24 protein-coding genes are annotated in these 25,376 nt (G+C 58.6%); 4 read left to right on the forward strand and 20 right to left on the reverse strand.

The features are described 5' to 3' along the window. Positions 1-4: 4 nt before the first annotated feature. The 8 genes from F1542_RS08385 to F1542_RS08420 form a co-directional block, all read right to left on the reverse strand. Complete coding sequence (locus tag F1542_RS08385; RefSeq protein WP_193732633.1) at positions 5-868, reverse strand: energy transducer TonB; 864 nt, start codon at positions 866-868, stop codon at positions 5-7. Beyond that, positions 865-1,374 (reverse strand): TonB system transport protein ExbD, encoded by a 510-nt coding sequence (gene exbD / locus F1542_RS08390; RefSeq protein ID WP_193732634.1) that lies wholly within the window; start codon positions 1,372-1,374, stop codon positions 865-867. The genes F1542_RS08385 and exbD overlap by 4 nt, the downstream gene beginning before the upstream one ends. A gap of 6 nt (positions 1,375-1,380) precedes the next feature. Next, positions 1,381-2,124, reverse strand: coding sequence for a tonB-system energizer ExbB (exbB, locus tag F1542_RS08395; protein WP_193732635.1), 744 nt, complete (start codon positions 2,122-2,124; stop codon positions 1,381-1,383). After that, on the reverse strand, positions 2,121-2,375 hold the full coding sequence (locus F1542_RS08400) for a hypothetical protein (protein WP_193732636.1): 255 nt from the start codon (positions 2,373-2,375) through the stop codon (positions 2,121-2,123). Before F1542_RS08400 ends, exbB begins: the two co-directional genes overlap by 4 nt. Beyond that, complete coding sequence (locus tag F1542_RS08405; protein WP_193732637.1) at positions 2,372-3,628, reverse strand: PepSY domain-containing protein; 1,257 nt, start codon at positions 3,626-3,628, stop codon at positions 2,372-2,374. Before F1542_RS08405 ends, F1542_RS08400 begins: the two co-directional genes overlap by 4 nt. Before the next feature lie 738 nt (positions 3,629-4,366). Beyond that, positions 4,367-6,928 (reverse strand): TonB-dependent siderophore receptor, encoded by a 2,562-nt coding sequence (locus F1542_RS08410; protein WP_193732638.1) that lies wholly within the window; start codon positions 6,926-6,928, stop codon positions 4,367-4,369. 147 nt (positions 6,929-7,075) lie between these two features. Continuing rightward, on the reverse strand, positions 7,076-8,077 hold the full coding sequence (locus F1542_RS08415) for a FecR domain-containing protein (RefSeq protein WP_193732639.1): 1,002 nt from the start codon (positions 8,075-8,077) through the stop codon (positions 7,076-7,078). Positions 8,078-8,186: 109 nt separating this feature from the next. Next, entirely contained in the window at positions 8,187-8,693 is a 507-nt protein-coding gene (locus tag F1542_RS08420; protein ID WP_086653263.1) for a sigma-70 family RNA polymerase sigma factor, read from the reverse strand. Between the two features lie 401 nt (positions 8,694-9,094). On the opposite strand from F1542_RS08420, the gene F1542_RS08425 reads away from it, so the two are divergent. Next, a complete protein-coding gene (locus F1542_RS08425; RefSeq protein WP_193732640.1) occupies positions 9,095-10,021 on the forward strand; it encodes a LysR family transcriptional regulator in 927 nt (308 codons plus the stop codon). On the opposite strand, the gene F1542_RS08430 is transcribed toward F1542_RS08425, so the two are convergent. The 12 genes from F1542_RS08430 to F1542_RS08485 all read right to left on the reverse strand — a co-directional run bounded on the left by F1542_RS08430 (position 9,984) and on the right by F1542_RS08485 (position 21,964). After that, entirely contained in the window at positions 9,984-10,244 is a 261-nt protein-coding gene (locus F1542_RS08430) for a DUF2274 domain-containing protein (protein WP_193732641.1), read from the reverse strand. The genes F1542_RS08425 and F1542_RS08430 overlap by 38 nt on opposite strands. After that, on the reverse strand, positions 10,241-11,440 hold the full coding sequence (locus tag F1542_RS08435) for a TrbI/VirB10 family protein (RefSeq protein ID WP_193732642.1): 1,200 nt from the start codon (positions 11,438-11,440) through the stop codon (positions 10,241-10,243). The genes F1542_RS08430 and F1542_RS08435 overlap by 4 nt, the downstream gene beginning before the upstream one ends. Then, a complete protein-coding gene (gene trbG / locus F1542_RS08440; protein WP_193732643.1) occupies positions 11,437-12,438 on the reverse strand; it encodes a P-type conjugative transfer protein TrbG in 1,002 nt (333 codons plus the stop codon). The genes F1542_RS08435 and trbG overlap by 4 nt, the downstream gene beginning before the upstream one ends. Beyond that, on the reverse strand, positions 12,435-13,118 hold the full coding sequence (gene trbF / locus F1542_RS08445; RefSeq protein WP_193732661.1) for a conjugal transfer protein TrbF: 684 nt from the start codon (positions 13,116-13,118) through the stop codon (positions 12,435-12,437). Before trbF ends, trbG begins: the two co-directional genes overlap by 4 nt. After that, complete coding sequence (gene trbL / locus F1542_RS08450) at positions 13,118-14,524, reverse strand: P-type conjugative transfer protein TrbL (RefSeq protein ID WP_193732644.1); 1,407 nt, start codon at positions 14,522-14,524, stop codon at positions 13,118-13,120. Before trbL ends, trbF begins: the two co-directional genes overlap by 1 nt. 5 nt (positions 14,525-14,529) lie before the next feature. Continuing rightward, entirely contained in the window at positions 14,530-15,264 is a 735-nt protein-coding gene (gene trbJ / locus F1542_RS08455; RefSeq protein WP_193732645.1) for a P-type conjugative transfer protein TrbJ, read from the reverse strand. Further along, the gene (gene trbE, locus F1542_RS08460) at positions 15,261-17,702 is read right to left on the reverse strand and encodes a conjugal transfer protein TrbE (protein ID WP_193732646.1); all 2,442 of its coding nucleotides are present in this window, start codon (positions 17,700-17,702) and stop codon (positions 15,261-15,263) included. Before trbE ends, trbJ begins: the two co-directional genes overlap by 4 nt. 13 nt (positions 17,703-17,715) lie before the next feature. Next, positions 17,716-17,994 carry a VirB3 family type IV secretion system protein gene (locus F1542_RS08465; RefSeq protein WP_193732647.1) on the reverse strand — a complete coding sequence of 93 codons (279 nt, stop codon included), beginning with the start codon at positions 17,992-17,994 and terminating at the stop codon, positions 17,716-17,718. Beyond that, a complete protein-coding gene (locus tag F1542_RS08470) occupies positions 17,994-18,362 on the reverse strand; it encodes a TrbC/VirB2 family protein (protein WP_193732648.1) in 369 nt (122 codons plus the stop codon). Before F1542_RS08470 ends, F1542_RS08465 begins: the two co-directional genes overlap by 1 nt. Then, positions 18,359-19,315 (reverse strand): P-type conjugative transfer ATPase TrbB, encoded by a 957-nt coding sequence (gene trbB, locus F1542_RS08475; protein WP_408886246.1) that lies wholly within the window; start codon positions 19,313-19,315, stop codon positions 18,359-18,361. The genes F1542_RS08470 and trbB overlap by 4 nt, the downstream gene beginning before the upstream one ends. Positions 19,316-19,509: 194 nt before the next feature. Then, positions 19,510-19,956 carry a CopG family transcriptional regulator gene (locus tag F1542_RS08480; protein WP_193732662.1) on the reverse strand — a complete coding sequence of 149 codons (447 nt, stop codon included), beginning with the start codon at positions 19,954-19,956 and terminating at the stop codon, positions 19,510-19,512. Positions 19,957-19,963: 7 nt separating this feature from the next. Further along, positions 19,964-21,964 (reverse strand): conjugal transfer protein TraG, encoded by a 2,001-nt coding sequence (locus F1542_RS08485; RefSeq protein ID WP_193732650.1) that lies wholly within the window; start codon positions 21,962-21,964, stop codon positions 19,964-19,966. Positions 21,965-22,137: 173 nt separating this feature from the next. Here F1542_RS08485 and F1542_RS08490 point away from each other — a divergent pair, with 173 nt between their 5' ends. The 3 genes from F1542_RS08490 (at position 22,138) to F1542_RS08500 (ending at position 25,254) form a co-directional block, all read left to right on the forward strand. Continuing rightward, complete coding sequence (locus F1542_RS08490; protein WP_193732651.1) at positions 22,138-22,407, forward strand: type II toxin-antitoxin system CcdA family antitoxin; 270 nt, start codon at positions 22,138-22,140, stop codon at positions 22,405-22,407. Between the two features lie 4 nt (positions 22,408-22,411). Further along, positions 22,412-22,723 carry a CcdB family protein gene (locus tag F1542_RS08495; RefSeq protein WP_193732652.1) on the forward strand — a complete coding sequence of 104 codons (312 nt, stop codon included), beginning with the start codon at positions 22,412-22,414 and terminating at the stop codon, positions 22,721-22,723. A 245-nt stretch (positions 22,724-22,968) separates the two neighbouring features. Then, positions 22,969-25,254: a glycosyltransferase gene (locus F1542_RS08500; protein WP_346011857.1), complete on the forward strand. Its 2,286-nt coding sequence runs from the start codon at positions 22,969-22,971 to the stop codon at positions 25,252-25,254. Positions 25,255-25,376 lie beyond the last annotated feature (122 nt).

The raw sequence follows: 25,376 nt of genomic DNA on the forward strand, positions 1-25,376 counted from the left end.
AACCTCAGTTCCTGTCCGGGTGGATGTAGAATTCGACGGGCACGGTCAGGGTGATCGGATCCCCCGCGACACTGTCCGGCGGAATGGGCAGAGGCTGGGCGCGTTTGGGGAGCGCTATGGCTTCCTGATCCAGCAGCGCATGGCCGGAACTGCTGGCCAGCGTCACCGAGAGCACGTGCCCCTTGCGGTCCATGGAGAAGGTTACGGTCGGAACACCTTCCTGATGGTCGGCCATGGCATCGGACGGGTAGCGCTTGAACTTTTCCAGTTGCGCCAGCAATGCGCCCTGCCAGGTCACCGGGTCATGCGATGCCTTGGAAGATGAGGCGCCTGGAGCGGGAGCCGCCTGCGTGGGCGCCGGTGGCGCTTCCGAGGACGGCGGCGCGGTCGTGGCCTCGGCGGGCGGCGTTTTGTCCGGGATGGGCTTTTTGAGCATCGGCACCGGCTTGCTCTTCTTGACGATCTTGCGCGGTTTCTCGGGCTTGGGCACCGGGACTGGCGGATTGGGCGCGGGCGACGGCGGAGCCGTGATCTTCGGCGGCTCGACCGGGGCCGGATCGGGAATGGACTGGGTCTGCTTCGGGCCGATCGGCGCATCCGTTGGCGGCGTGGGTGTCGAGACCGGTTCCGGGGCCATGTCGATGGCGATCGCGGCAGGCGGTGGTTCGGGCACGGCCATGACCGGTGGTGGCAGGCGCATGATCCACCAGATCGCTCCGCCACTGGCGGCCAGTACGGTGAGGAAGGACAGGCCCCAGCGGAGCGCATCGTGACGTCGGGCCAGACGGGCCTGCCCCCTCTGCCAGTCGGCAAAGGACGGTGGCACGGAAATATCCGCCCCCTGCGCCATATCCGTCGAACTGCTCACGGCGTGCCTGCCGCAACCGGAGCCGTGGCAGGAGCACTACCCGAGGTTGTGGAGGCGGTCGGCACCATTGTTGTGCCAGCTTCGCTGCCTTCCTCCTGTCCCTGCAGGTTGACCAGTGCGACCTTGAGGTATCCGGCGGACCGGAGCTTATCCATCACGCCCATCAGCGTGCCGTAATCGACCGTCTTGTCGGCGCGCAGGAAGATCCGTTCGTCCCTGTTGCCCTTGGTGGCCCCCTCCAGGGCACCCGCCAGACCGTCCATGGTGATGTCATCTTCTCCCAATGCCAGGCCATGGTCGGCCTTGACGGTGAGGAACACCGGGTCATCGGGGCGCGGCGTGGGCTTCTCGGTCGAGGAAGGCAGGTCCACCGGCACGTTCACCGTGGTCAGTGGCGCTGTGACCATGAAGATCACCAGCAGGACCAGCATCACGTCGATGAATGGGGTGACGTTGATCTCGCTCGCCTCGTGCGGGCTTTCATCGGTATGGCGCATGCGGATCATGACGGCTCACTCCCCGGCCGCCGTGCGGACATCACGCGCCTGCGGGCCAAGCCGTACGATGTTGCCCTGCGCCATGAGCATCTGCGTGCGGCCCAGATCGCGCGACACCAGGCGCATCACCAGTGCGGTCAGGTCCGCCACCTGTGCACGGCACGACGCCGTCTGGCGGGCAAGATGGTTGTAGATCACCACCGCCGGGATCGCGGCCACCAGACCCAGCGCTGTAGCCAGCAGGGCCTCGGCAATGCCGGGGGCGACCACGGCAAGGCTGGTCGCCTTGCTGGCGGCGATGCCGGTAAAGGATGTCATGATGCCCCAGACCGTGCCGAACAGGCCGATAAAGGGTGACGTTGCACCAATGGTGGCCAGCACACCGGTGCCGCGCAGGAGCCTGCGTCCTTCAGCGGCCTCAAGACGTTCGAGGTGCAGGACGATGCGCTCCTTCAGCCCCTCGCTGTCATCGGGGATGTCGGCGGAGCGCCTGCGTTCGGTCTCGGCGGCCATGACCAGCGTGTGGGCGATGGAGGAATTGCCGCGTGTCCATTCCTCGCCAAGGTCCAGCGTATTGGCCTCTTCCAGCGCTTTCTCGGCCTTCTGGAGTTTAAGGCGCACGCGCAGCAGTTCGAGCGACTTGGCGATGAAGATGGTCCAGGTCAGCAGCGAGGCCACAGCCAGCAGGATCATCACGCAGCGGACGACAGGACCGGCGTTGAGGAACATATCCCACGGGGAAAACGAGATCGGGGTCATGACTGACCTCCTTTGACAGACGGTGTGCGGCACCATGCTTTGAACAGACAGGCGACCGTCACGATGAGGGGAATAGACAGGGCGGCCCATGACAGGGCCAGCCAGACGCCATGCTGGCCCAGCAGGGCGGACAGCAGGCCGAAGGCGGTGAGCAGACCCAGCGCGATCGGCCACGGCCAGACGGCGACGGCGTGACGTGATGCCGAAACTGGTTGGGATGGCACGGGGATTTCGGGAGAGACGGCGTTCATCGCGCGCCCTCCACAGGGGTAAGCGCGAAATCCGCAGGCGCGGTGCCGTCGCCGTCATCCAGATCATACCCCAGCGCCCGCAATCGGGCATCGGTCGCGATCTTCCGTTTGCCCGCCCATAGCACCAGGCCGCTGACCAGCACGCCAATCACCACCACATCGAGCAGCGCCCACAGGATTTTCAGGGGCATGCCGCCGTAATCCCCGAAGTGCAGAGGGCGGGATATCTCGAGAAAGCGCAGATACCACGGCATGGGATAGGCCCCGGTCAGTTCGCCCGTGCGGGCATCAACCAGAACCGGGGTAAACAGGCGCGCCCGCAACGGGGTCGCACCACGCGTCCAGAGCACGTAATGCACGGGACTACCAAAAGACGCGCCAGGGAAGGACAGGCCGGTCACCTCATTGCCAGGCGTCGCTTTGGCCGCCGTATCGAACGCGGCCTGCACCGAAGACAGATGCTCCTGCGACGGCACCGGCAGGTCCGCATAGGGCCGCAAAATCTGCCGTACATCGGTGACGCGCCACAGGCCGAAGAGTGGGGTCTGGAGTTCGTTGACGAGCCCGGTAAAGCCCACCACCGTCGCCCAGACCAGCGTGGCGGCCCCCAACAGGTTATGCAGGTCCAGCCATGTCAGGCGTGACGCCCGATCCCGCCTGACAGAGCCGAACGGTAGCCGCTTCATGAACCTTCCATACAGCACTGTGCCGGACACCAGCGAGGCCACGAAGACACCGCCCATAAGGCCGAGAAACAGCCGGCCGGGCAGATAGGCAAACAGGCTGGTATGGAGCCGATTGCAGATACCCATGATGATGCCGGTCCAGGTGCGCGGCTCCTTCGGGGCATCGGCGGGACGCGACTGCTCCAGTATCTTGGCCGTGCGGGCGTCGAACTTGATCCAGTGTCCGGAATGGCGGTCGGGATAGTTCTCGTCGTCCTTCAGGGCCTGCCAGCTTGGCGCCATGGAAACCAGCACTGCCGGTTCATCGTCATCCGGATTGACGCTGGTGATGATCTGGCCGGGATAGAGCGCACGGGCTTTGTCCACGATGACATCCAGACTGGCGTTCGGCGTGCCAGGCGGCAGAACCTCATAGGGTGGGTCATCGTCGCCGACGAACGTGTCCCATATCTGCTCGGAGAACAGCAGCGGCAGGCCGGTCACGCACACGATCAGCAGGAACAGCGTGCAGACCAGGCTCGTCCATTTATGGACCACGAACCAGCGGCGAAGAATGCGGGTGGTCATGAAAGCCCCGGACTCACAAATGCGTGTAAGAGTGAGTCGCAAATATCAAATGCACGCAAAACCAAATCCTTTGCTCTTCGCTCCTGACCTATCCAGTCACGGCAGGTGCATCCATGCGATCATATGCCGCAGGGTGTTCCATGTCGGACTGAACGCCGGTCTCACTCTCTAAGACGATCTGCGGGAACATATTTTCATTTTTTCTGGTGACTTGGTTTCTTGTCCGAAGTGCGTCCACACCTTGAAAGCACACAAAGTATCTACTTCCAGAAACGCATCATGAATTTTGTACAAAGCTTCATAAAAGCTACCTCCTTTACCCAACGAATTTTGCACGAACAGCTCTCGCATTTTGCACATCCCCACTCCACGAGTTTGGCACGGGTCACTACACGGATCTTGCATGGTCAAGCTCACGCATCTTGCAGGGCGTGGACCACACGAATTCGGCATGGGGACGACGGGTAACGTCTTGTGGTCAAGACAAAATTTTCTCTCAGTTTAGGTGGTAAGTGGCTGTCTAATGCGCGCCAACGTGAGTCACGGATATTGCACAGCACCGTCCCACGAGGTTGGCATGGTTCGCCATTCAAGTGTTGTAAGGAGCACCCCATGATTGTTGCATGGGATGCCTCCAGAAACTTACAGTGAGACAGCCCCTCAAATTTGGCACGTAAACGACAGACAGAGTATTGAATCTAATGAGTAAAAGGAGCTGTATTTTGGAGTTAGAAAATTTCACCAATTGTAGGTCAAGTTTCCGTAAAACCGACGCCCCTGTCCAGTATAGCAAAATCCGGTATCGCAGCTTGTAACGTAATACTTATTGGTAAGATTTGATATTGCGAGTTGTGCTTTCAAGCCTTTCAAAGCAGGGATGGCCTGCCCGAGGTCATAATGTGCACCGATATCGAACAGGATATAAGATGGCACTTTAAACGATTCGACATTCGTGGCGTAAGAATATCCTACATACCTAATGCCCCAATTAACACCTAGTCCCTTTACAAAACTCGAAGGTAATGTATAATCTGCAAAAACAGAAAACATATTTCTCGGCATTTGCGGAACTACTTTTCCCTCTTCTGAAACTGCGCTTCCATAGGTTGAACCGGTCGACGGATCAGTTCGCTCAGCAGTCAAGTTGGTATTTGCAAAACGAATATCCGTATATGTATAAGACGCCACAAATTTCAGACTTTTTGTGATGTTGGCATTTGCTGCAACTTCAAAACCTTGAGATTTAACTTTACCAACGTCTGTGTCAAAACCAGTATGTGCAACATCATTAATGAGATAGTGATTTTCATCTATATGGAACGCGGCCGCCGTCAATAAAATATCTTTATTGGGCACCTTATATTTTAACCCTGCCTCGATCTGATTGCCTGTCAGAGGAGAAAAAGGCTGACCAGCATAGTTTGTTGAAGTCTGAGGCACAAAAGAAGTCGAGTAACTGAAATAAGGTGAAAGCCCAAATTTAAAATTATATATTATCCCGGCTCGCCACGTAAAAGCATGCTGAGGCTGCGGCGCTGTAAAATTATCGGTAGATTTCCATATATGTTGTGTATTATTGTTCGTATAGCTTTTAAGTTTATCATTATAGTTAACCCAATCTTCTCTGCCACCGAGCAATACAGAGAGACCCTTCCATTTAATTTGATCTTGAAAATAAACCCCTTCTTGAAAATAGTTATACGGCCCCATACTCCCCCTCACCGTACAGGAGGAAGAGTTTACATCGAAACACGGGCTATATGCCGTAGTTGGATTATATATATTTTGAATATATGATGTAGTACGGTCATACAATACATTTTGCGTGTATTTTAGCTCTCTAAAATCCGATCCAACAATCCATGAATGTTGAACTGACCCTGTGGAAAACTTTCCAGAAATCCTAGAATCCAAACCAATAGTGTTAGATCGTGAATAATAAGACCATGGTATTATCTTTTCCTCTGTAGAACTTGTGCTCCCACTGACATAGGAACTATCTGTCGTCTTATCAGACGACTCCCATCGGAAAGTCTGAGAAAAAGAAATATACTTATTGAAGTTGTGCTTAAATTGATACTCAAACATAGCCTCCTTCTGTCCGTCGGTATTCCAATTTCGAAATCCGTCGTATATATGCCTTGATATTCGAGGACATCCGCTATTTTGTATCAAGGTGCCACATGCAGGAGATTGCATGTAATTAGTTCCATCTCCAGGCGTGTACATGTACATTCCAAGTAGACTAAGAGACGTTTTTTTATCTATATCCCACGTAATTGATGGTAAAACGCCCACGCGATGGTAATCAATATGGTCTACCTGCGTTCCGGACGTAACCCCGATGGCTGCGATGCGGTAACGCAGACTGCCTGATTTAGTGATTTTATCACTAAAATCAGCCGTAGCTTCATACCGTCCCCAGTTACCAAAACCGACGGACACCTGATGAAGCGGAGTAGCCGTAGGCTTTTTTAGTGTAATCCCGATCATCCCCCCCGGAGTTGTTTGCCCATACATCACAGAGGCCGGTCCATTCACAGCTTCAATTCGTTCAATAAATGCAGTTTCGCCTGAACTTGCTGAATTAAGCATGATTCCGTCAACAAATGGCTCCGTTGCAAATCCACGCTGCATTATCGCTGACGCTGTTCCATTTGGTGCACTGCCGTTATCATATGTTCCTAGACTTTCAGAATATACGCCTGGCGTATAACGAAGTGCTTCAGCAACATTTTGAGGTTGTTGATCTTGCATTAACTGGTTTGTAACCACATAGATTGAGTTAGGGATCTCGGTGATAGATGTATCTGTTTTCGTTCCGGCCATTGTAGTCTCAGCGACATAGCCAACGCCAGGACCAGTTGGGTCCTGATGCGTAACGGTTCCTCCCACACGCACGGGACCGAGGGTGATATTGGCCGGTGCCGGAACGAGCGTTACCGTATGCCCCCCCGACAAGCGATATGTAAAACCCGTTCCTGCCAGCAAGCGGGAAAGCGCATCAGCAGGCGTCAGGCTACCGCTAACGCCAGGACTGGTGGCATTACGGATCACGTCGGCCCGCACGGAAACCTGCCAGCCACTCTGAGCCCCGAAGGAGGCCAAGGCATCACCAAGCTTTTGTGCTGGAATGCTGAAGCTCTGCGCCGCGGTCGGCGCAGGTGCCGCTACAGTTTGCGCCGTAGCAGCGCTCGCCGCGTGCCCGCCCAAACCTGCCAGCGTCGTTGTCATCAGCGCGGCCGCGAGCCAGCATGGACGTCCTTTAGCCGCCTGCCCGGACGCAGTACCTGTTTTCATGTTCGTATCGTCTCCAGTCCGCGTCATATCCAAATTCTGAATCCGACTTGTTGCAATTCAGACGCAACAGCAGCTTCTTGATGGAGAGACGAAACCGGGTATCTAAATCTTCAAAAAAAGTTTTCGATTTTTTTTGAGGGCGAACGATCAGCGCGCGGACAAAACCACAATCCAGGGCAAAATCCGATACATAGCCGCACCTTGTGCGTGCGCCACGGCTGCCAGCGCCTCAAGTGGGTCAGAGAGATTGTAGACCCCGGTCAGCGGCTGACGGGCAATATCCCCACGCAGGATAATGACACCGTGGAACCAGGGACGAATGGCGTCTACGGCATCCCCGACTGTCCGGTCCCGGACCATCGCCCGTGCGCTCGTCCATAGCGCGACCTCTTCAGGCTCCACATGCCGACGTGCGACGCCGGAAGCGCCGCCTCCATTCGTGGAGACGCGTATCTCGTCTCCGGCATGGAGAACTTCGGGCACCTCTCCCGGCGATCCGTTGCCTTCGACCTGCACGGCGCCCTCACGGACAGCGACAGTGGTGTCCGCGTCGTTACGACGGACATCAAAGACCGTCCCGACATCCGTTGTCTGGACCGCGCCTGTCGTGACGACAAAGGGGCGCTTTGTATCATGGACCACCTGGAAGAAGGCTTCGCCACGCAGGAGACGGACATCACGGCGTCCAGCCGTGAAATGGGTCGCAATGGCGCTCGATGGTGCGAGCCGGATCGTGCTGCCATCGGCAAGCGTGACTTCGCGTTGCTGGGCAACCCCGGTCATCTGATCGGCGCGAAAGCGGAGCAGGATTTCGGGACTGAAAACGCCAGCCGCCACACAGGCGGCAGCAAGCCCGACAGCCACAAGGGCCAGCCGCCGCCGTTTCACGCGTCGGTCAGGCGGAAACGATACCACTGTGGAGGTTCCCAGAGGCGATGTGTCGGACGACAAAGCGGACCCAAGCTGGTCGAACATGCTGTTAACGCTGATCCAGTCCCGTTCATGAGCCGGATCTTCGGTCAGCCATGCCTGAAAACGACGCTGCAGAAGCACGTCATCCGGTGCCTCGTTCAGTGCCAGCAACCACTCGGTGGCCGTACGCGGTGACGGAATGGCGCCGTCCGCCCGATCCTGCTGTTCCGTAGCCATACTCTCAGTATCCGACGATGCTGCGGAACGCTACGGATGATGCGCTTCGCTCCCTGCGATAGAGACGAATTGAAGGCCGTGTATTTTCAAAAAATAAATGCATATGAACTTATTCGATGCCGCCGAGGCGCTTCCGACAGTGCTCAAGCCCATCCAGAACAAGAGCATGGGCGAGGCCGACAGAAATGCCAAGCTGTTCAGAGACTTCCTTATAGGTGTGGTTGCCAAGCCGATAAAGTTCGACCGCGCGACGGGTGCGTTCCGGAAGCTCCGCAAGAGCTGCCTGAAGACGGCGGATGTTATCCCGAGCCGCCAGTTCGGCCTCAGGGGAAGCCCTGTCCTCGGCAATCTGGTCAATCCGGTCGCTGTCACCCGCGTCATAGCGCCGACGCTCCAGATCGGCCTTACGGCGTCCATCAATGGCAAGGTTACGCACGACACGATACAGATAGCTCAGCGGGTTTTCCCGTGGCGCGACAGCCGCCGCGCACCGCACCCATGCTTCCTGCACCACGTCTTCCGCGTTTACGCGATCGCCGGTGATGGTGCTCGCGTAGTTCAGCAGGGCGTTACGGTGGGCGGCATATAAAGCCAGAAATTTCCTGTCACGCGGCACTGCCTCGGGGCTCCTTCCCCGCGTCGATCCATCTCCGTATCCGGTATCAGGCGGACATGAAGGTGCATTTAAGAATGGTTCTCATTTTCCCATACGGGAACAACAGGACTTCCGCAACTGACTTTGTCGATGGGGCAGCCTCGCAGCCGGTCTTGCTGGTTTTTCTGAATATTTCTTGCCGGGAATCGTCCTGTCTCTATCGGACATGGAACGCCGGTTTCGCATAGCAAGGAAACAGAAGAAGGGAAGCTGCGGATGGTGCTCGCGACGAACTTGACCAATTTACCAGATGTGCGTTTCGGTCGCCCGACAGCATCCGCCGAGCATAAGGTGTGAACCACCATGCGCCGGCCTGTTAGTGATCCTTTCGGCAGCATTCAAGTCGTTGGGATAGCTAGAAGATGACGATAAGGCGCCCACCACTGGACCTACGCGAACTGCTGACGGTGCGGATCATCGCTCGCGCAGGCAGCATCCATGGCGCGGCCCGCATGATGGGAGGCAAGCAATCTGCCATCAGCCGCTCTCTACGCCTGCTGGAGGAGCGGCTCGGCGTTCCCCTCTTCCGCCGGACCTCTGGAGGCACCCGGCTCACACAGGCAGGAACGGCGTTTCTGCAAGAGGCAGAACTGCTCCTTGATGGAGCAACAGCGCTTTATGAACGGACACGACGTTGGAGCCATGGCGATAACGGGATCATCTCGGTGGGTTTGCAAGGCAGTCTCCCGCCGGGCCGGGTTTCGGACATGCTGGAGCCATACCCCGTCATGGAGGCGGGAATTTCCTTCGTCTGGCGGGATGCGACAAGGCGGGATCTGCTTCTGGCCCTCAAAGATGGTACGATTGATCTGGCCGTCATGACGCTGCCATTACCGGGTGCCGGGGTTGCATCCGTCCCACTCTGGAGCGATCGCATCGTTGCCGTCATGTCGGTGGGGCATCCTGTCGCACAGTCCGGAACCGCTTCTTGGGCCGAGTTGCATGAGGCAATTTTTCTGATCGGCAAAGACGAGACTGGAGAAGAACTGCTCGCACTCCTGACGCGCAAAATGCGGCAGGCGGGCTTCATACCCAAGACACGGCAGGAGGCAGTTCGAAGCCTGCGGGTCGTAGCCCTGGCAGCCAATGGCAGCGGTATCGCCCTCCTGCCAGACACATGGCTCGGCTTTCTGCCCCCTTCCATCCGGGAGCGCATTGCTGTGGTGGAGGTGATCGACGGCGACGGATTTTCCCACTTCGCCTATGGCGCGGCCTGGCAGCGTGAGACCTGTCCGCCAGCCGCGCAGAAGGTCATCCGTTTTCTGGAGCAGCAGGCGGCTGCGTTTTAGGATTACGTCGCTGTACCCCTTGCCGGAGCTTTCGAAACCCGCGATCGGACGTGATGAAGGCACGGATCATATGGGGCATGAGGCGCGCAGGATCGACGGGCTGGCCGTTCTGGCTGACCAGCGCCGCGTAGGCGACAAGATCGCGATGGAGGTCCGCCGGCAGATCTACAGTGACGCGAACTGGCTTCTCATCGGGTATTTCGGTGATACGCAATTTGGTCATGGAGCCGGTTCCTTTGCGTGCCAGGGTTTCAGAATAAGGTCGCGATTCAAAATGAGGGTGAACGGGAGCCCCGGTCGGTCGGTCAGCGTCGGCTGGACGTTCAGGCTCCGGTCGATCAGACGGTTGCCGACCATGGAAAAGCCGTTGCTCGCCCCGCTGCGGATGGCCTGCATGAGATTGTTTTCATTCCACGACGTGCCCGCTTCAGATCCAACACTGAGAAGGGTAGTAACAACGGCAGCCCTGAAGAGCTGACCCCAATGGTTGTTCACCTCGTCAGACAGACCGGACTGGCCGATGGCGTCGCCACCGGGCAGCTTTTCCAGAACGAGGCTTTCGCCGTTCGGATAGATCAGTCGCGTCCAGATGATCTGCGTGCGCTGCTGCCCGAAGGAAATCCCGCTGTTATAGGCTCCGAACAGCGTGCTGCCTTGCGGGATCAGCAGATAACGGCCAGTCGGGCTGTCATAGACGTTCTGGGTCACATGACCCACGATCTGGCCGGGCAGATCGGAGCTGATCTTCGTATTCAGCGCTCCGGCGACGACGGTCCCGGCCTGCAGGATATAAGGCGAAGCAGGAGGCGCGATCCGATCGGGGCTCATCGTCGCGCGGTCGGGCTGACCCGCCAGAAAAGCGCGATTGCCGGCCTGCTGGTCCGTGGCGGTCGGTGATGCCCGTGTTCCGGGCGCGGCTTGTGCCGACATTGTCTGCGCGGTCTGGCCATCATGCCCTTCGACCTGAGCAAAGAGCTTACTGGTGCGGGCCGCCTCAATCTCCTGATCGCCCCGACGATCTCCAATGCCCGAAACCGGCCCCGCACGGCCCTCCTTCTGGGCGTCGAGGATCGGCTTGCCGAGATCGCCCGGCAAGGGCGGGCCCAGTTTCGGGACGGCACTGTAATCGCTGGGCAGTGCGGCCAGCCCATCAGCCGACGGACGTGTGTCCGCATCCTGCGCCGCCTGGACCGCCCCCTTCTGTGTGCTGTTTTGCAGCGCGTAGCCCAGCGCAAGGCCGATCGCGAGCATCCCCGCACCACCAAGCGTCCAGATGACGGGACGCGAGAGCCGGACTACCGGCGGGCGCTGGGCCCGCAGGCGCAGATCGGGAGGAGAAGGCGGGGATGATGGTCCCGATCCGCTTCCGTTGCCGGACACGTCCCTACCCCCATCCTGATGATCCTGCGTGTCAGTCATGACTTCCTGCCATCCGTGCGTACGATCCGCACCCGCTGCTCGGAATGCTTGTCGCCCAGGCGCAGTTCGGCAGCAGCGAACAGCCGGTCCACGATCATCCAATTCTGCCGCACCCGGTAATTGACCAGCTCCGGGCCGCCATCGGCCCCCAGCACGAAGAGCGGAGGCAGTTCCCCCTGCCCTATGCCAGCCGGAAAGGCGATATAGACCTTGTGGCCGTCATCGAAGGCCCGGCCGGGCAGCCAGGGCGGCGTGCCACCTTTCACCGGCTGGATGGCATAGCGGAAGTTCAGAGCATTCAGATCCAGCCCTGCATCCACAGGGGTAGCATCATCGGCCGCATTGTCCTGCCGATGCAGGGCGATCAGATCATCCTCGGGATAATCCCACGATACCGATGCCATATAGGTAGCAGCGGTGGAGCGTAGTTCGGCCAGATAGGTCCGCCGGTCGGTGTTGACGATCAGGTTCGTGGTGAGGTCCGGCCGCGTCGGTTTAACCAGAATATGGATGCGCTTTGTCGCCCCCGCCCCGCTTTCGGTATCGCCGATGATCCAGCGCACCGTATCCCCGGCCGCCACGGGCCCGGTGCCCACCAGCTTTTCACCCTGCTGGAGCATGATGTCGGTGATCTCGCCGGGCGAGGTGTAGACCTGATAGAGGGCACCGGGAGAATAAGGATAGACCTGCACCGCGTTGATGAACCCGGCCCGTGTGGGCTGAATGCGTGCCGCCAGATTGGCCTGTGTCACACGCGCGGTCGGATCGGCGACTTCGGGGGCCGGATGGGCCGTGCGTCGTGAGGGTAGCGGCTTGAGTTGGCCCGGCAGGGGAAGTGGCTGCGGGACTTCAACGACCTGTACCGGTTTCGGCGGATCCGGCAGGCGCGTGGCCTGAACAGCGTCATCGTAGCGGATGACCGGCGGATGGTAATGCTGCGCGCATCCGGCCAGGGGCAGGATCAGCAGCGGCAGGACACGAAGAGCGCGACGGATCATTGACCGAACTCCTTCGACCAGTTGATGGCGGAGACGTAGATGCCCAGAGGGTTTTTCCTGAGATGATCGGCGTCACGCGGCATGCGCAGAACGACCGAGACAATCGCGGTCCAGCGCTCGGTGCCGGTGAACGCCCCGTCGCGGTAATGACGCTCTGTCCAGGCGACCCGGAAGCTGCCGGGCGAGGCGCGGATCACCGAGGCGATATCCACCTCGACCTGCTCGTGCCCGATCCGCGAGAACGGATCATTCAGGCGCGCATAATCGTTAAGCGCCTGCGCACCCGACGTGGTGGTGAAATCATAGGCGCGCAGCCAGTTGTGCCGGACCACCACGGCATCGGAGGACAGGCCACGGACATCACCAATAAACTGCGCCAGATACCAGGCGATCTGCGGATCGGCAGGCATATAGCCCGCTGTCGCGGGCGCCACGACCTGCGCCTGCCCCAGATGATCCACCTGCACCACCCACGGCGTGATGGTGCCGCGCGCGGACTGCCAGACCAGGCCTACGCCAAGGCCTGCGGACAGGCACAGACTCCCAAAGGCCATCAACCGCCAGTTGCGGGCCTGGATGCGGGCAGAGCCGATCCGTTCATCCCACGCCTGCGCTGCCCTTTGATACGGTGTCACGGGTTCGGGCGTGGTCCCGTAGCGTGTAGTCGAGCGACGGAACATCATTCTTTCTCCGAGAGATCAATGGACGCCGAGCCACCGCCGCCATCGGCTGAGCGGATGATATGGGCGGCCTCAGCGGCGTGGGCGGCGGCATTGCGGCGCTTCATCTTCTGCGCCCAGCGGGGCGAATGACTGTCGGGACCGCCACCTTCACCACCACCCGTTGGGCCGCTGCCGTTACCTGACGGATCACCGGACTGCCCGCCGTTCGCATCGGACGATGACCCATCCGTGAAACGTCCGCCCGTCGCAGTGAAAGCGCCTCGTGCGCCTTCGCCGTAGCTCTGCTTCATGGCGGTTGCTGCGGAAGACATTTTACTCTTCACGGCATTTGCGGCAGCACTGCCCGGCGCCCGGACGACACCGCCCAGACCAGCCGCCATACGGGCACCGGCGCTGCCACCGGCAGCGTTCATGGCTCCCATGGAATAAGCCGTGTTGGCCGCACCCGCGATCGCGGCCCCTCCCCGCGCGGCGGCGGCTGTAGCGCCCAGCGCAGCGGCACCTCCGGAAATTGCGGTAGCGGGCGCGGCAACAGCGGCAGCACCCATGGCGCCAACTGCCATGCCGGTACCGACGGCCGCGCCCGCACCAAGCTGCGGGGCACCGGAAATCAGGCCATTGGCGATGCTGCCGCCATAAATGGCGAGCCCGACGATCGAAAGCGACGCCAGCACCACCGAGACGGCCTGCCCGATGGTCGGCACATCGCTGCCATAGGACGTCGCAAACTGGGCGAACAGGACAGAAGCGATTGCGCTGATCACCGCCAGCACCATGATCTTCACACCCGAGGAGACGACATTGCCTAGCACCTTCTCGGCAAGGAAAGCCGTGCGGTTGAACAGGGCGAAGGGGATCAGGATGAAACCCGCCAGCGTGGTCAGCTTGAATTCGATCAGCGCCACGAAGAGCTGCACGGCCAGAATGAAGAACGCCGCCAGCACAATCAGCCACGACAGGCAGAGCACGAAGATCTGGATGAAATTCGTAAAGAAGGCGACGGGACCAAGGAGATTATGAACCGAGTCCAGTAAGGGCTGTGCCGCCGTGAATCCTGTGGACGCAAGACGTCCAGGCCGCAGGAAATCGCCCAGTGCGAGACTCCCGCCTCCGACCTTCAGTCCGAGGGCCGCAAAGCTGTCGAAGACGATCTTCGAGAGCGCATCGAAATCGTTGATGACCCAGGCGAAGAAGCCGATATAGAGCGTCTTCTTCACCAGACGCTGGATGATGTCCTCATCCGCCGCCCAGGCCCAGAACAGGCCGGCAAGAGCAATGTCCAGCACAGACAGCGTACCTGCCAGCGAGATCACATTCCCCTTCACCAGACCGAACCCCGTATCGATGGTGGTGGTGAAGGTGTTCAGAAAGGTATCGATAACGCCGACATCGTTCATGGCCATGGTGGTCAGTTCCCGCTACTGCCGAACATGGACACCGAAGTCGGGCTATAGGCGTTATATTGGGAAAAATGCTGATACTGAGCTTCGCTCTCGGCTTCGGTGGCAGCATTCCGCGCCCGCTCCAGCGCCGTGGCGCGCCCGTTGGCGGCGAGTTCGGCCTGGATGTCGGACAACTGGCGCGACTGAAGCGCGAGAAGCTGATTGCCAGCCTGCGCCGCCTGCAGGGCACCCGTGGAATCCTGGCTGGCCGAAACAAGCTGGGTCATGGCACTGCTGTCGGAAGGAATATTCCCCACCACACGCGCCTGAAGTTTCAGAGCATCCTCAAAGCCGCCCACGGAATTCTGCCATCGTGTCTGCGCCTGGCTGAACAGGGCGCTGTCGGACATGCCCGATGAGACCGACGTATAGGACTGCTGGTACTGCTGCTCGACGGACTGGACGCTGTAGGCAATGTTCTGCGCCTGCGCGAGCAGTGCCGTGGTCTGGGAAATCGTCGATTGCAGCGTCGAGAGAGTCGATAGCGGCAGGCTCGCCAGATTACGTCCCTGGTTGACCAGCATCTGTGCCTGGTTGGCCAGCGAGGTGATCTGATTATCGATCTGCTGGAGGGTCCGTGCCGCGATGAGAACATTCTGGACATGGTTGGCTCCGTCATACACCGCCCACTGTGCCCGGGCCTGTGGAACGCCAAGCGACAGCAGGGCCGCCGTACCGCAGAGAAAGACCACCAGCCTCATGACACAGATCCTTCTCGCAGAAGGTCCGCAGCCCATGACACGCCGCGCACGTCGAACCAGGCAGGCAGAAAGCCGTCTGGCCCGTGTTCCGCCAGCACACTGTCGATCAGCCGGTGATCGTCTTTGCCGGAGGCCGCGCACAGCGCCAGGGCAACAGGACCGAGCCCCAGTTCGAACAGGCGGTTTCCCCGCTGCGTCTGGCAGTAATATTCCCGCTTCGATGCCGCACGGGCGATGATCGCGATCTGCCGGTCGTTGAGGCCGAAGTCGCGGTAGATGGCCGCGATCTGCGGCTCGATCGCCCGTTCATTGGGCAGGAAGATGCGCGTCGGACAGCTTTCCACCACCGCCGGGGCAATGCGGGAATTGGCGATGTCCGACAAGGACTGCGTGGCGAAGATGACGCTGGCATTCTTCTTGCGCAGGGTTTTCAGCCACTCCCGGAGTTGCCCCGCGAAATCGCCGTCATCCAGCACCAGCCAGCCCTCATCGATGACCAGCAGCGTCGGCCGGCCGTCCAGTCGCCCTTCGATGCGATGGAACAGGTAGGACAGCAGGGATGATGCAGCGCCCGAGCCGATCAGACCTTCGGTCTCGAACACCACCATATCGGCATCTCCCAGCCGCTCAGCGTCCGCATCCAGCAGGCGGCCATAAGGACCACCGAGACAGTAGGGCGCCATTGCCTGCTTCAGCGCATTCGACTGGAGCAATGCGACCATGCCGGACAGGGTCCGCTCATGAACGGGCGACGATGCCAGCGAATTCAGGGCCGACCAGAGATGGGCTTTGACGTCCGGCGTCAGCGCCACACCCTCGCCGACAAGGATCTGGCCGAGCCATTCGGTGGCCCATTTGCGCTCATCAGGATCATCAATCCGCGCCAGAGGCTGGAGCGATACACTGCCACCCTGTTCTCCCGACAGATCATCCTCGGTCAAACCGCCGCCGAGATCGTGCCAGTCCCCATCCATCGCCATCGTCGCCGCCCGCATGGACCCGCCGAAATCGAAGGCGAACACCTGAGCGCCCGTATAACGGCGGAACTGCAGTGCCATCAGCGCCAGCAGGACGGACTTGCCCGCTCCTGTCGGTCCCGCGATCAGTGTGTGGCCCACATCGCCGACATGCAGGGAAAACCGGAACGGTGTGGCACCCGCCGTCCTGCCGTAGAACAGCGGCGCTGCCCTGAAATGCCCATCCTGTTCCGGCCCGGCCCACACGGCAGAGAGCGGAATCATGTGCGCCAGATTCAGTGTCGAGACCGGGGGCTGACGCACATTGGCGTAGACATGCCCCGGCAGAGATCCCAGCCACGCCTCCACCGCGTTCAGGCTTTCCGCCATGCAGGTGAAGTCACGGCCCTGAATGATCTTTTCCACGAGGCGGAGCTTTTCGGCCGCGATGCTGGCGCTACCATCCCAGACCGTAACGGTCGCGGTGATATAGGCCTGCCCGACATCGTCAGCACCAAGGGACTGCAAAGCCAGATCGGCGTCGGCCGCCTTATTGGCGGCATCATTATCCACCAGCACCGACGCCTCGTTGGTCATCACTTCCCGGACAATGGCTGCAATGCTCTTGCGCTTTGCAAACCATTGCCGCCGGATCTTCGTCAGAACCTTGGTGGCATCGGTCTTGTCGAGCAGGATCGCGCGGGTGGACCAGCGATAGGGCATGGCCAGCCGGTTCAGGTCATCCAGGATTCCGGGGAAGGTCCGCGACGGGAAACCGGTGATCGTCAGCGTTTTCAGATACGCATCGCCGAGTTTCGGTTCCAGACCGCCCGAAAGCGGCTGGTCCACCAGCAGGGCATCCAGATGCATGGGAATTTCCGGCACCCGGACCCGCTGGTTCCGCGTGGAAATGGTCGAATGCAGATAGGTCAGCGTCTCCCCGTCATCCAGCCAGGCGGCCTCGGGCATGAATCCGTCCAGCAGGGCCAGAAGCCGATCGCTGCGGTCCACAAACGTATGGAGCATGCCATGCGGGTCCGGCCCCTCGCGCTCCCGGCCCTCATAGAGAAAACGCTCGGCACGCCCGGAAGATTCCACCGGTGGCAGCCAGACCAGCGTGAGAAAATACCGGCTCTCGAAATGAGCGCCCTCATCCTCGAACTGCTCACGCCGCTCAAGATCGACCATGTGCGAGGCGGCATCCAGAAAATGGCTTTCGGGATATACTGTCGCCGGCACGCGCTGCGCCTCCACGAACACCGCCCAACCGGACCCCAGACGGCGCAGGGCATTGTTCAACCTCCCGGTCACACCCACCAGTTCGGCAGGCGTGGCGCTGTCCAGATCGGGGCCACGGATGCGCGCCGTGCGCTGAAAGGAACCGTCCTTGTTCAGGACAACGCCTTTCTCCACGAGCGCGGCCCAGGGCAGGAAGTCGGACAGGACGGCGGCACGACTGCGATATTCACCAAGGGACATCATGGCCCTGCCCTCCCTATGCGCGAAGCCAGGCGGGGTAGCGGAGATGCCGCCGTCCCACCTCGATAAAGAAAGGATCGCGCTTGGCCCCCCAGACCGCGAGCCCGTGGCCGACGATCCAGAAGACGACCCCGATCAGCCACAGCCGCAGGCCCAGCGCGATCGCTGCCGCGAGCGTGCCATTGGCGATGGCGACGGCACGGGGAGCACCACCCAGCAGGATCGGGTCGGTCAGCGAGCGATGCACCGGGACATGAAATCCCGGCACCGCATCATCGTCATACCCGAGCGCCATCAGATCAGCGCTCCGCCGGAGAAGGAGAAGAACGACAGGAAGAAGCTGGACGCCGCAAAAGCGATGCTGAGTCCAAAGACGATCTGGATCAGACGGCGGAACCCGCCCGATGTTTCGCCAAAGGCCAGCGTCAGACCGGTCACGGTGATGATGATCACCGAGATGATCTTGGCCACCGGCCCCTGCACGGATTCCAGTATCTCGTTCAGGGGTGTTTCCCACGGCATGCTGGATCCTGACGCCCATGCCGATGACGCGAAAGCAAACGACAGCAGCATAGAGGTTCCGAATACACGCAGATCCGGCACATGCCGGTCGGGACGTGCGACAGCGCACACGATGGCGCGCAGACGTGAAGGCAGCATCATGATGATTCTCCATTTTCAGAGAAGGATGTTTCGGGAGAAGAGAGGCTGACCGGACGGATGCGATAGGCGCCGGCCGTGGGATCGAGGCCGTCGATTTCCGCCAGTTCGGACAGGCGGCGGGAATTGCCGCGCCCGGACAGCACGGCGATGACGTCGATGGTTTCGGCGATCATGGCGCGCGGCACCGTGACCACGGCTTCCTGGATCAGCTGTTCCAGACGATACAGGGCAGCCAGCACCGATCCGGCATGCAGCGTGCCGATACCACCCGGATGGCCGGTGCCCCACGCCTTGACCAGATCAAGGGCTTCGGCCCCACGCACCTCACCGATGGGAATACGGTCTGGGCGCAGACGAAGGCCGGAGCGGACGAGGTCCGACAGCGTGATGACACCTTCGCGGGTCCGCAGCGCTATGAGATTGGGTGCTGTGCATTGCAGTTCGCGCGTATCCTCAATCAGCACGATGCGATCGCCAGTTTTCGCGACTTCCGCCAGCAGGGCGTTGACCAGCGTGGTCTTGCCCGTGCTCGTGCCGCCCGCGACCAGGATATTTTTCCGTTCCGCGACACCACGGCGAAGGAAATCTGCCTGGGCATCGGTCATGATCCCGGCCTCGACATAGTCGTCGAGGGTGAACACGGCGACAGCGGGCTTGCGGATGGCGAAACTTGGGGCGGTCACAACGGGCGGCAGCAATCCCTCGAACCGTTCGCCGGTTGGCAACTCAGCCGAGACACGGGGTGCTGCCTCATGCACCTCAGCCCCGACATGGTGGGCCACGAGACGCACGATGCGCTCGGCATCGGCTGGCGTAACCCTGTCGCCGGTATCGCCCAGCCCCTCGGACAGACGGTCGATCCAGAGCCGTCCATCGGGATTGAGCATCACTTCGACGATCGCGGGATCAGCGAGGTGCCGGGCAATCGCCGGCCCCATCGCCGTGCGCAGCATGGACATGCCGCGTACCCTGGCCCCTTCATGAATGACGGAAACCGACATGACCTTCCCCCGTATGGGCCGACCGCGACGGACGAACAGCGGTGGGGATCATTAAGAAAGGCTGGAAACAGCGCGTTTCAACAGGAATTCAGGCGTCGTAGGACGGCAGCAAAACGCAGGGCAAAAATACTTGCGAGGTGCGGATTTTACGCCTCCGGTTCATCCGGTGCGCCGGGGTCCAAAACATCCTCCGGGATTTCCTGCTGGAGTCTCGGTCCCTGGGCCAGCCTGCGGCCGAGGGCGGCGACAAAATTATCATAGCGCACCCCGGCCTGTGCCCGCGCCGCCTTCGCCGCCGGTTCGGGCAGCGGTGGGGTCGTGGTCAGCCAGAAGCGGATGAACAGCGCAAGGGTCTCCACCGTGATGCCAATATCACGCTCCAGCCGCGCGAGGCGCCGGTCCTGCCGGTCGAGGCGCTTCGATGTGGCAGCCTCGCGGCGTTCCTCGCCATCGGGCGAAAGGAAGGAGGCGACAGCGGCCTCGACGATCAGCGACATCGGCTGTGCGCGTCGCGCCGCATAGGCGGACAGGGTCTTCATCACCTCGGGATCGAGATAGACGGAGATCTGGGCTTTCTTTTTCGGCATCACCATATCTGCCTCACAGTCCAAGTTCATCGCCACGGTCGAGCGATGCCTGCCGGGCGACGCCGCGCATGAGATCGTTCATCCGGTTGTTGCGGGGCGCGATGTCGTCGAATTCATCGACTGGATCAGGCGTGAACTCGTTCTCCATCGGCTCTTTCTTTTCGACAGTGCCTTCGCCCAGTTCCGGCTGACGGCGTCGGGTGGACTGGTTCGGATCTTCTTCCTCATCTCCCATCATTGGCGTTTCAGTCGCCGCATCTGGCGCTGGCGGTCTGGGTGGGAGTGGACGACTGCTCCAGTCGTCCGGGCATCCCTCCGTCGGACGTGTAGGCTTCGGCGGCGGCAGAATACGCTCCTGAAAGCGGGCATCCTCGAAATAGCGGGCCTTCTTCGCGCGGATCGGATACAGCCCGGAGACCATGACGATCTCGTCCGCCGGCGGGAGTTGCATGATCTCGCCGGCCGTCAGCAGCGGGCGCGCCGTTTCCGAGCGCGAGACCATCAGATGGCCCAGCCAGGGCGAAAGACGATGGCCCGCGTAGTTCTTCATTGCCTTCATCTCGGTGGCGGTGCCGAGCGCGTCCGAGACACGTTTCGCGGTTCGCTCATCGTTGGTGGCGAAGCTCACCCGGACATGGCAGTTGTCGAGGATCGAATTGTTCGGCCCGTAGGCCCGTTCGATCTGGTTGAGTGACTGGGCGATCAGGAAGCTTTTGATCCGGTAGCCCGCCATGAAGGCCAGCGCCGATTCAAAGAAATCCAGTCGCCCGAGGGCGGGGAATTCGTCGAGCATCAGCAGGAGTCGTCGTCGCTGTGCTGCAGCGTCGAGATCTTCCGTCAGCCGACGGCCGATCTGGTTCAGGACCAGACGGATCAGCGGTTTGGTACGGCTGATATCTGAGGGCGGCACGGTCAGGTAAAGCGTCACCGGGCGATCACCATCAACGATGTCGGATATCCGCCATTCGCAGCGCCGCGTCACCTCCGCAACCACGGGATCGCGATAGAGGCCGAGGAAGGACATGGCGGTGGACAGCACACCTGACCGCTCGTTGGGAGACTTGTTCAGCAGTTCACGCGCGGCCGAAGCCACGACGGGATGCGCGCCAGAATCGCCAAGATGCTTCGTCCGCATCATAGCCGACAGCGTTGTGGCAATCGGGCACTTCGGGTCCGACAGGAAATTGGCGACACCGGCCAGAGTCTTGTCGGGCTCGGCATAGAGGACGTGCAAAATGGCGCCGACCAGCAGGGAGTGCGAGGTCTTCTCCCAGTGGTTTCGTTTCTCCAGACTGCCTTCCGGGTCCACGAGGATGTCGGCGACGTTCTGGGCGTCCCGGACCTCCCATTCCCCGCGCCGGATCTCCAGCAGCGGATTATAGGCTGCCGAGGCCGCATTGGTGGGATCGAACAGCACGACGCGCCCGAAACAGGCACGGAATCCTGCCGTCAGCTCCCAGTTCTCGCCTTTGATATCGTGGACGATGGCTGAGCCGGGCCAGGTCAGGAGTGTGGGAATGACCATGCCCACGCCCTTGCCACTGCGCGTTGGCGCGAAGGTCAGGACATGCTCTGGCCCGTCATGCCTCAGGTAGGCTTTGCCATATCGGCCCAGCACCACCCCATCCGGATCAAGCAGCCCGGCCTGGGCGATTTCATCTGATCCTGCCCAGCGTGCCGATCCATAGGTCTCGATCTTCTTTGCCTCGCGGGCACGATGGACGGACAGGGCCACGGCAGCGGCGAACGCCAGCACGCCGCCTGAGCCTGCGATCCAGGCTCCGCGCGCGAACACAGCCGGGGCATAGGCATCGAAGATATACCACCACCAGAAAAACAGCGGCGGCACATAGACCGGCCAGCGGTGGAAGAGCACGAACCAAGGTCGACCGAGTTCAGGCTGGAAAGCGAGTTCCCACGCCGTCCATTCGGTCGCGGCCCACCAGGACAGGACGATCATCGACAGGACCAGCGCGACCTGTCCCCATTGAATACGTGTTCCGGGCTGTTCCATCTGCTCTCTCCGATCCATCGGAGAAACAGCGGACAGCCGTCATTTCAAAGGACGCAAGCGCATTGTCGCCCCAATCGCACCCGGTCGGTCAGCAGCGAAAAAATACTTGCACCATGCGGTGCCCCTCCACATGATCTGGTCATGCGCATGGCATGCGTATAAGGAGTCGAAACATGGCTGGCACTGTCACCCGCACCACGCACTACGACCGGACAGCCCCGCGACGGCCGGTCAATCTGTCGCTCAATGCCGATCTACTGGCCCAGGTTCGTCAGGTCACGCCAAACCTCTCTGCGACGGTCGAGACCCTGCTGGGTGATTATCTCCATGCCGCACGTGAAAAACGCGAAGACGAGCAACGGCAACTGGATGGCGTGATCGACGCGGTGAACGAACTGCATGCGCTGCATGGCTTCCTGAGCGACGAATTTTCGACGCTCTGAGCCGATGCCGCAATTCGCCATCTACCGGAACCCCGGCCGCAATCGGGACATCCCCTTCGTCGTGCAGATCCAGAGCACTCGGCTGGAGCGAAGTGTGGGTCGCGTGGTCATGCCGCTCGTGCGGCGATCTGCCGGTAAGCCGCCAGACCATCCCCTGACGCCGCACCTTCGCGTCGTGGGTGAGGACGTGTTCGCCAATCCGCTTGATCTGGCGACCGTTCCCGTCGTGAGGCTTGGCACAGTTCTGGGCATTCTGCCCGAACGGGAACAGGATGCAATCATTCGTGCGCTGGACGAACTGGTCAGTCGGGTGTGAAAGACATACGACTTTCAAAATCATTTTCGCTGGAGCTTGAATGGTCGTCTGCATCATTTGAAAAAAAAATCACTCTTCACAATGTCAAATATCCAACATCATGCTGATCTTGACGAAATTGGTATCGTTTCTAAATGAAAGATATATAATCGTATGAAATTCTCCCTACCAACACAATGCCGGATGCATAACTTTTATAAATAAAATTTATAATCCCACCTCTGCACAAACACAAAACAACTTTAATCGGATCCTTTCATGAATATAGTTTTTTTGCCACTGCTTGGGGACCAAAACATGGTGGCATAAATGCATTTAATTATGATTTTTCCATCGCAATATCAAAAATATTAAGAAATCATGGAAAAGTTATTTGCGTCGTTCCGTCATGTGATATCCGAGACGAACAAGACGCACATTCTAATAATGTTTATCTATTATCCCTAGAAATAGACAAGGGCACCGATACTCTCCATACGGATTATGTACCAAATATTATAAAAATTCTTAAAGATCATTCCCTTCTAGATGAAAACATAATTTGGTGTGGACATGATATATTTGGAGGCGAAATTGCCCTTGAGTCTCAAAAAACATTTGGAGGATCTGTCGCATTAATCCACCATATGCGTTACGAATATTATGAATCACACAAAGTCCGCAGCGACATGGTGGGGAATACAAAAGCTCAAGCTCAAAATGATCTTTTCAAGCGCAATTCAGACGCGTACCTTTTTGCTGTGGGTCCTCTGCTCAAAAAATCCTGTGAAGACCTTAGCGGTCGAGAATGTATAGAGCTCGTCCCGGGCTTCGTGCAATTCGCAATAAATAATGAATCAAGTAACGACTGCCTCAACGCTATAACATTTGGCAGAATGGATTCTGGCGCTGCCAAAATCAAGCAAGGACGTTTGGCGGTAGCGGGATTCGGACGAGCAATACGGCGAGCCAATGAAAATCCTGGCGTCCCCAAGATATGGGAACATAACCCCAGACTAACTGTCGTTGGAATATCTGAGGACGATATGCAAAGCGCTGCCTCATTGAAAGGTGAGGCTGACAAAGAAGCATTGCGTTCTACGAATGTTAGTGCTGTACCATTTGAAACAGATCGGAACAAGTTATTTGATCGATTAAAGAGCGCAAACATCGCAGTAATGGCGTCGCTACATGAAGGATTCGGCTTAACTGGCTGGGAAGCAATCGCAGCCGAAGTACCTCTTATATTAACAAAAAACAGTGGATTATTCCAACTCATCGATCAAGGTTTGAAAAGCCAAGGGAACGGATACGTCAAGGTCTTGGATATAAAAGGCGGCCTTGAAAATGATGACACACACGAAGACGACATAGGAAAAATCTCGGATGCATTTTTGGAGATAGGTTCCGCGCTGCCGTCGTGGAAGGAGAAAGCCAGAAATCTTAAACGCCTGCTGCTCACATCCAATTTGGGCGGCACATGGGAACAGACGGCTCAGACATTTTTAGATGTTGTTGATCCAAAGCATCGAGCTCACCGCCGCTTTAGCCAGGTAGCTAAGACAATATCATTTTCGCAACCTGGAAGACCTCATCCCAAACATCGGAATATCAGATGTATCGAACAAAAGGCTGCTGAGACCGCGTTAAAAGGACAACGGATCGTCTGGGTCACCTGCTCTCCCGGAATGGGAGAAGACGGGTTTTGTTCGGTGCTTATGGATCGAATGAATCTGGTTCTGCACCATACTCATATTATTGATTTCGATGGCTGCAGCGACAAAAGTGATTTTCTACAAAAATTTCGATCATCACATGGGCACGAATTTGCAGACTATATCAAATACATTTCAGATACACAGAACTTTTTCTGGCTATTTAGAGGAGTTAATTCTCGGGCAGCTGTCGCCGTAGCCGAGGAAATTTCAAGCATAGTCACAGAGTTCTATTCTGCCGCGCAGATCATTGTATTATCTGAAGTTTTGAGTCCTCGCTTGGAACAAAGTGACACCGAGGTTATTAAACTCAAACCTCTAGATGAAATAGATTTTAAAATTTACTTACACAATACCGCTAAACATCCAGAGCGCTTCTTAAATTTAGATACAATCGCATCTTTTCGTAGATTTACTGACGGAATTCCTGCGTATATAGACGCAGCCCTCAATGAATTGGAATACACAACGATACAAAATCTATTGTCTGGCGAAGAGGATAGTGATCCTATCATACCCGACAGCATTTGCTTTGACGACATTCAATCTACGATTCTATCTCTTAAAAACTCTTCTATTCCAGACGAAAAGCGCGCATACAAATTACTCATTGCGTTAATGGCATTTCCATATGGCGTGCAGTTGGACGATATAAAAAGGTTCTATGGCCCTCATGGTCTGCATGGACGTCATGCGGATATCTTGCGTACCAATTCTCTGATCGATGTGAAGCAATCACTATTCCTAGACAGCAACAAAGATGAGACTTACGTCCACTATATTCATATTCCAAGACCTATCAGAGATGTAATCAAGAAAAGCGAATTAATAGGGTAATCCCCCCATTTTTAGTGGGGTGCTGAATGAGAATTCAGGCAGCTGTTTTTAGTTTCTGGGCGGGGGTTAGCCCGCTGTTCCCCATGTTGGGTCTGTCATGGTTATATGTCCAGAGCCATTGT

Origin of the sequence: Komagataeibacter sp. FXV3 (assembly GCF_015155755.1) — a bacterium.
Taxonomy (GTDB): Bacteria; Pseudomonadota; Alphaproteobacteria; order Acetobacterales; family Acetobacteraceae; genus Komagataeibacter.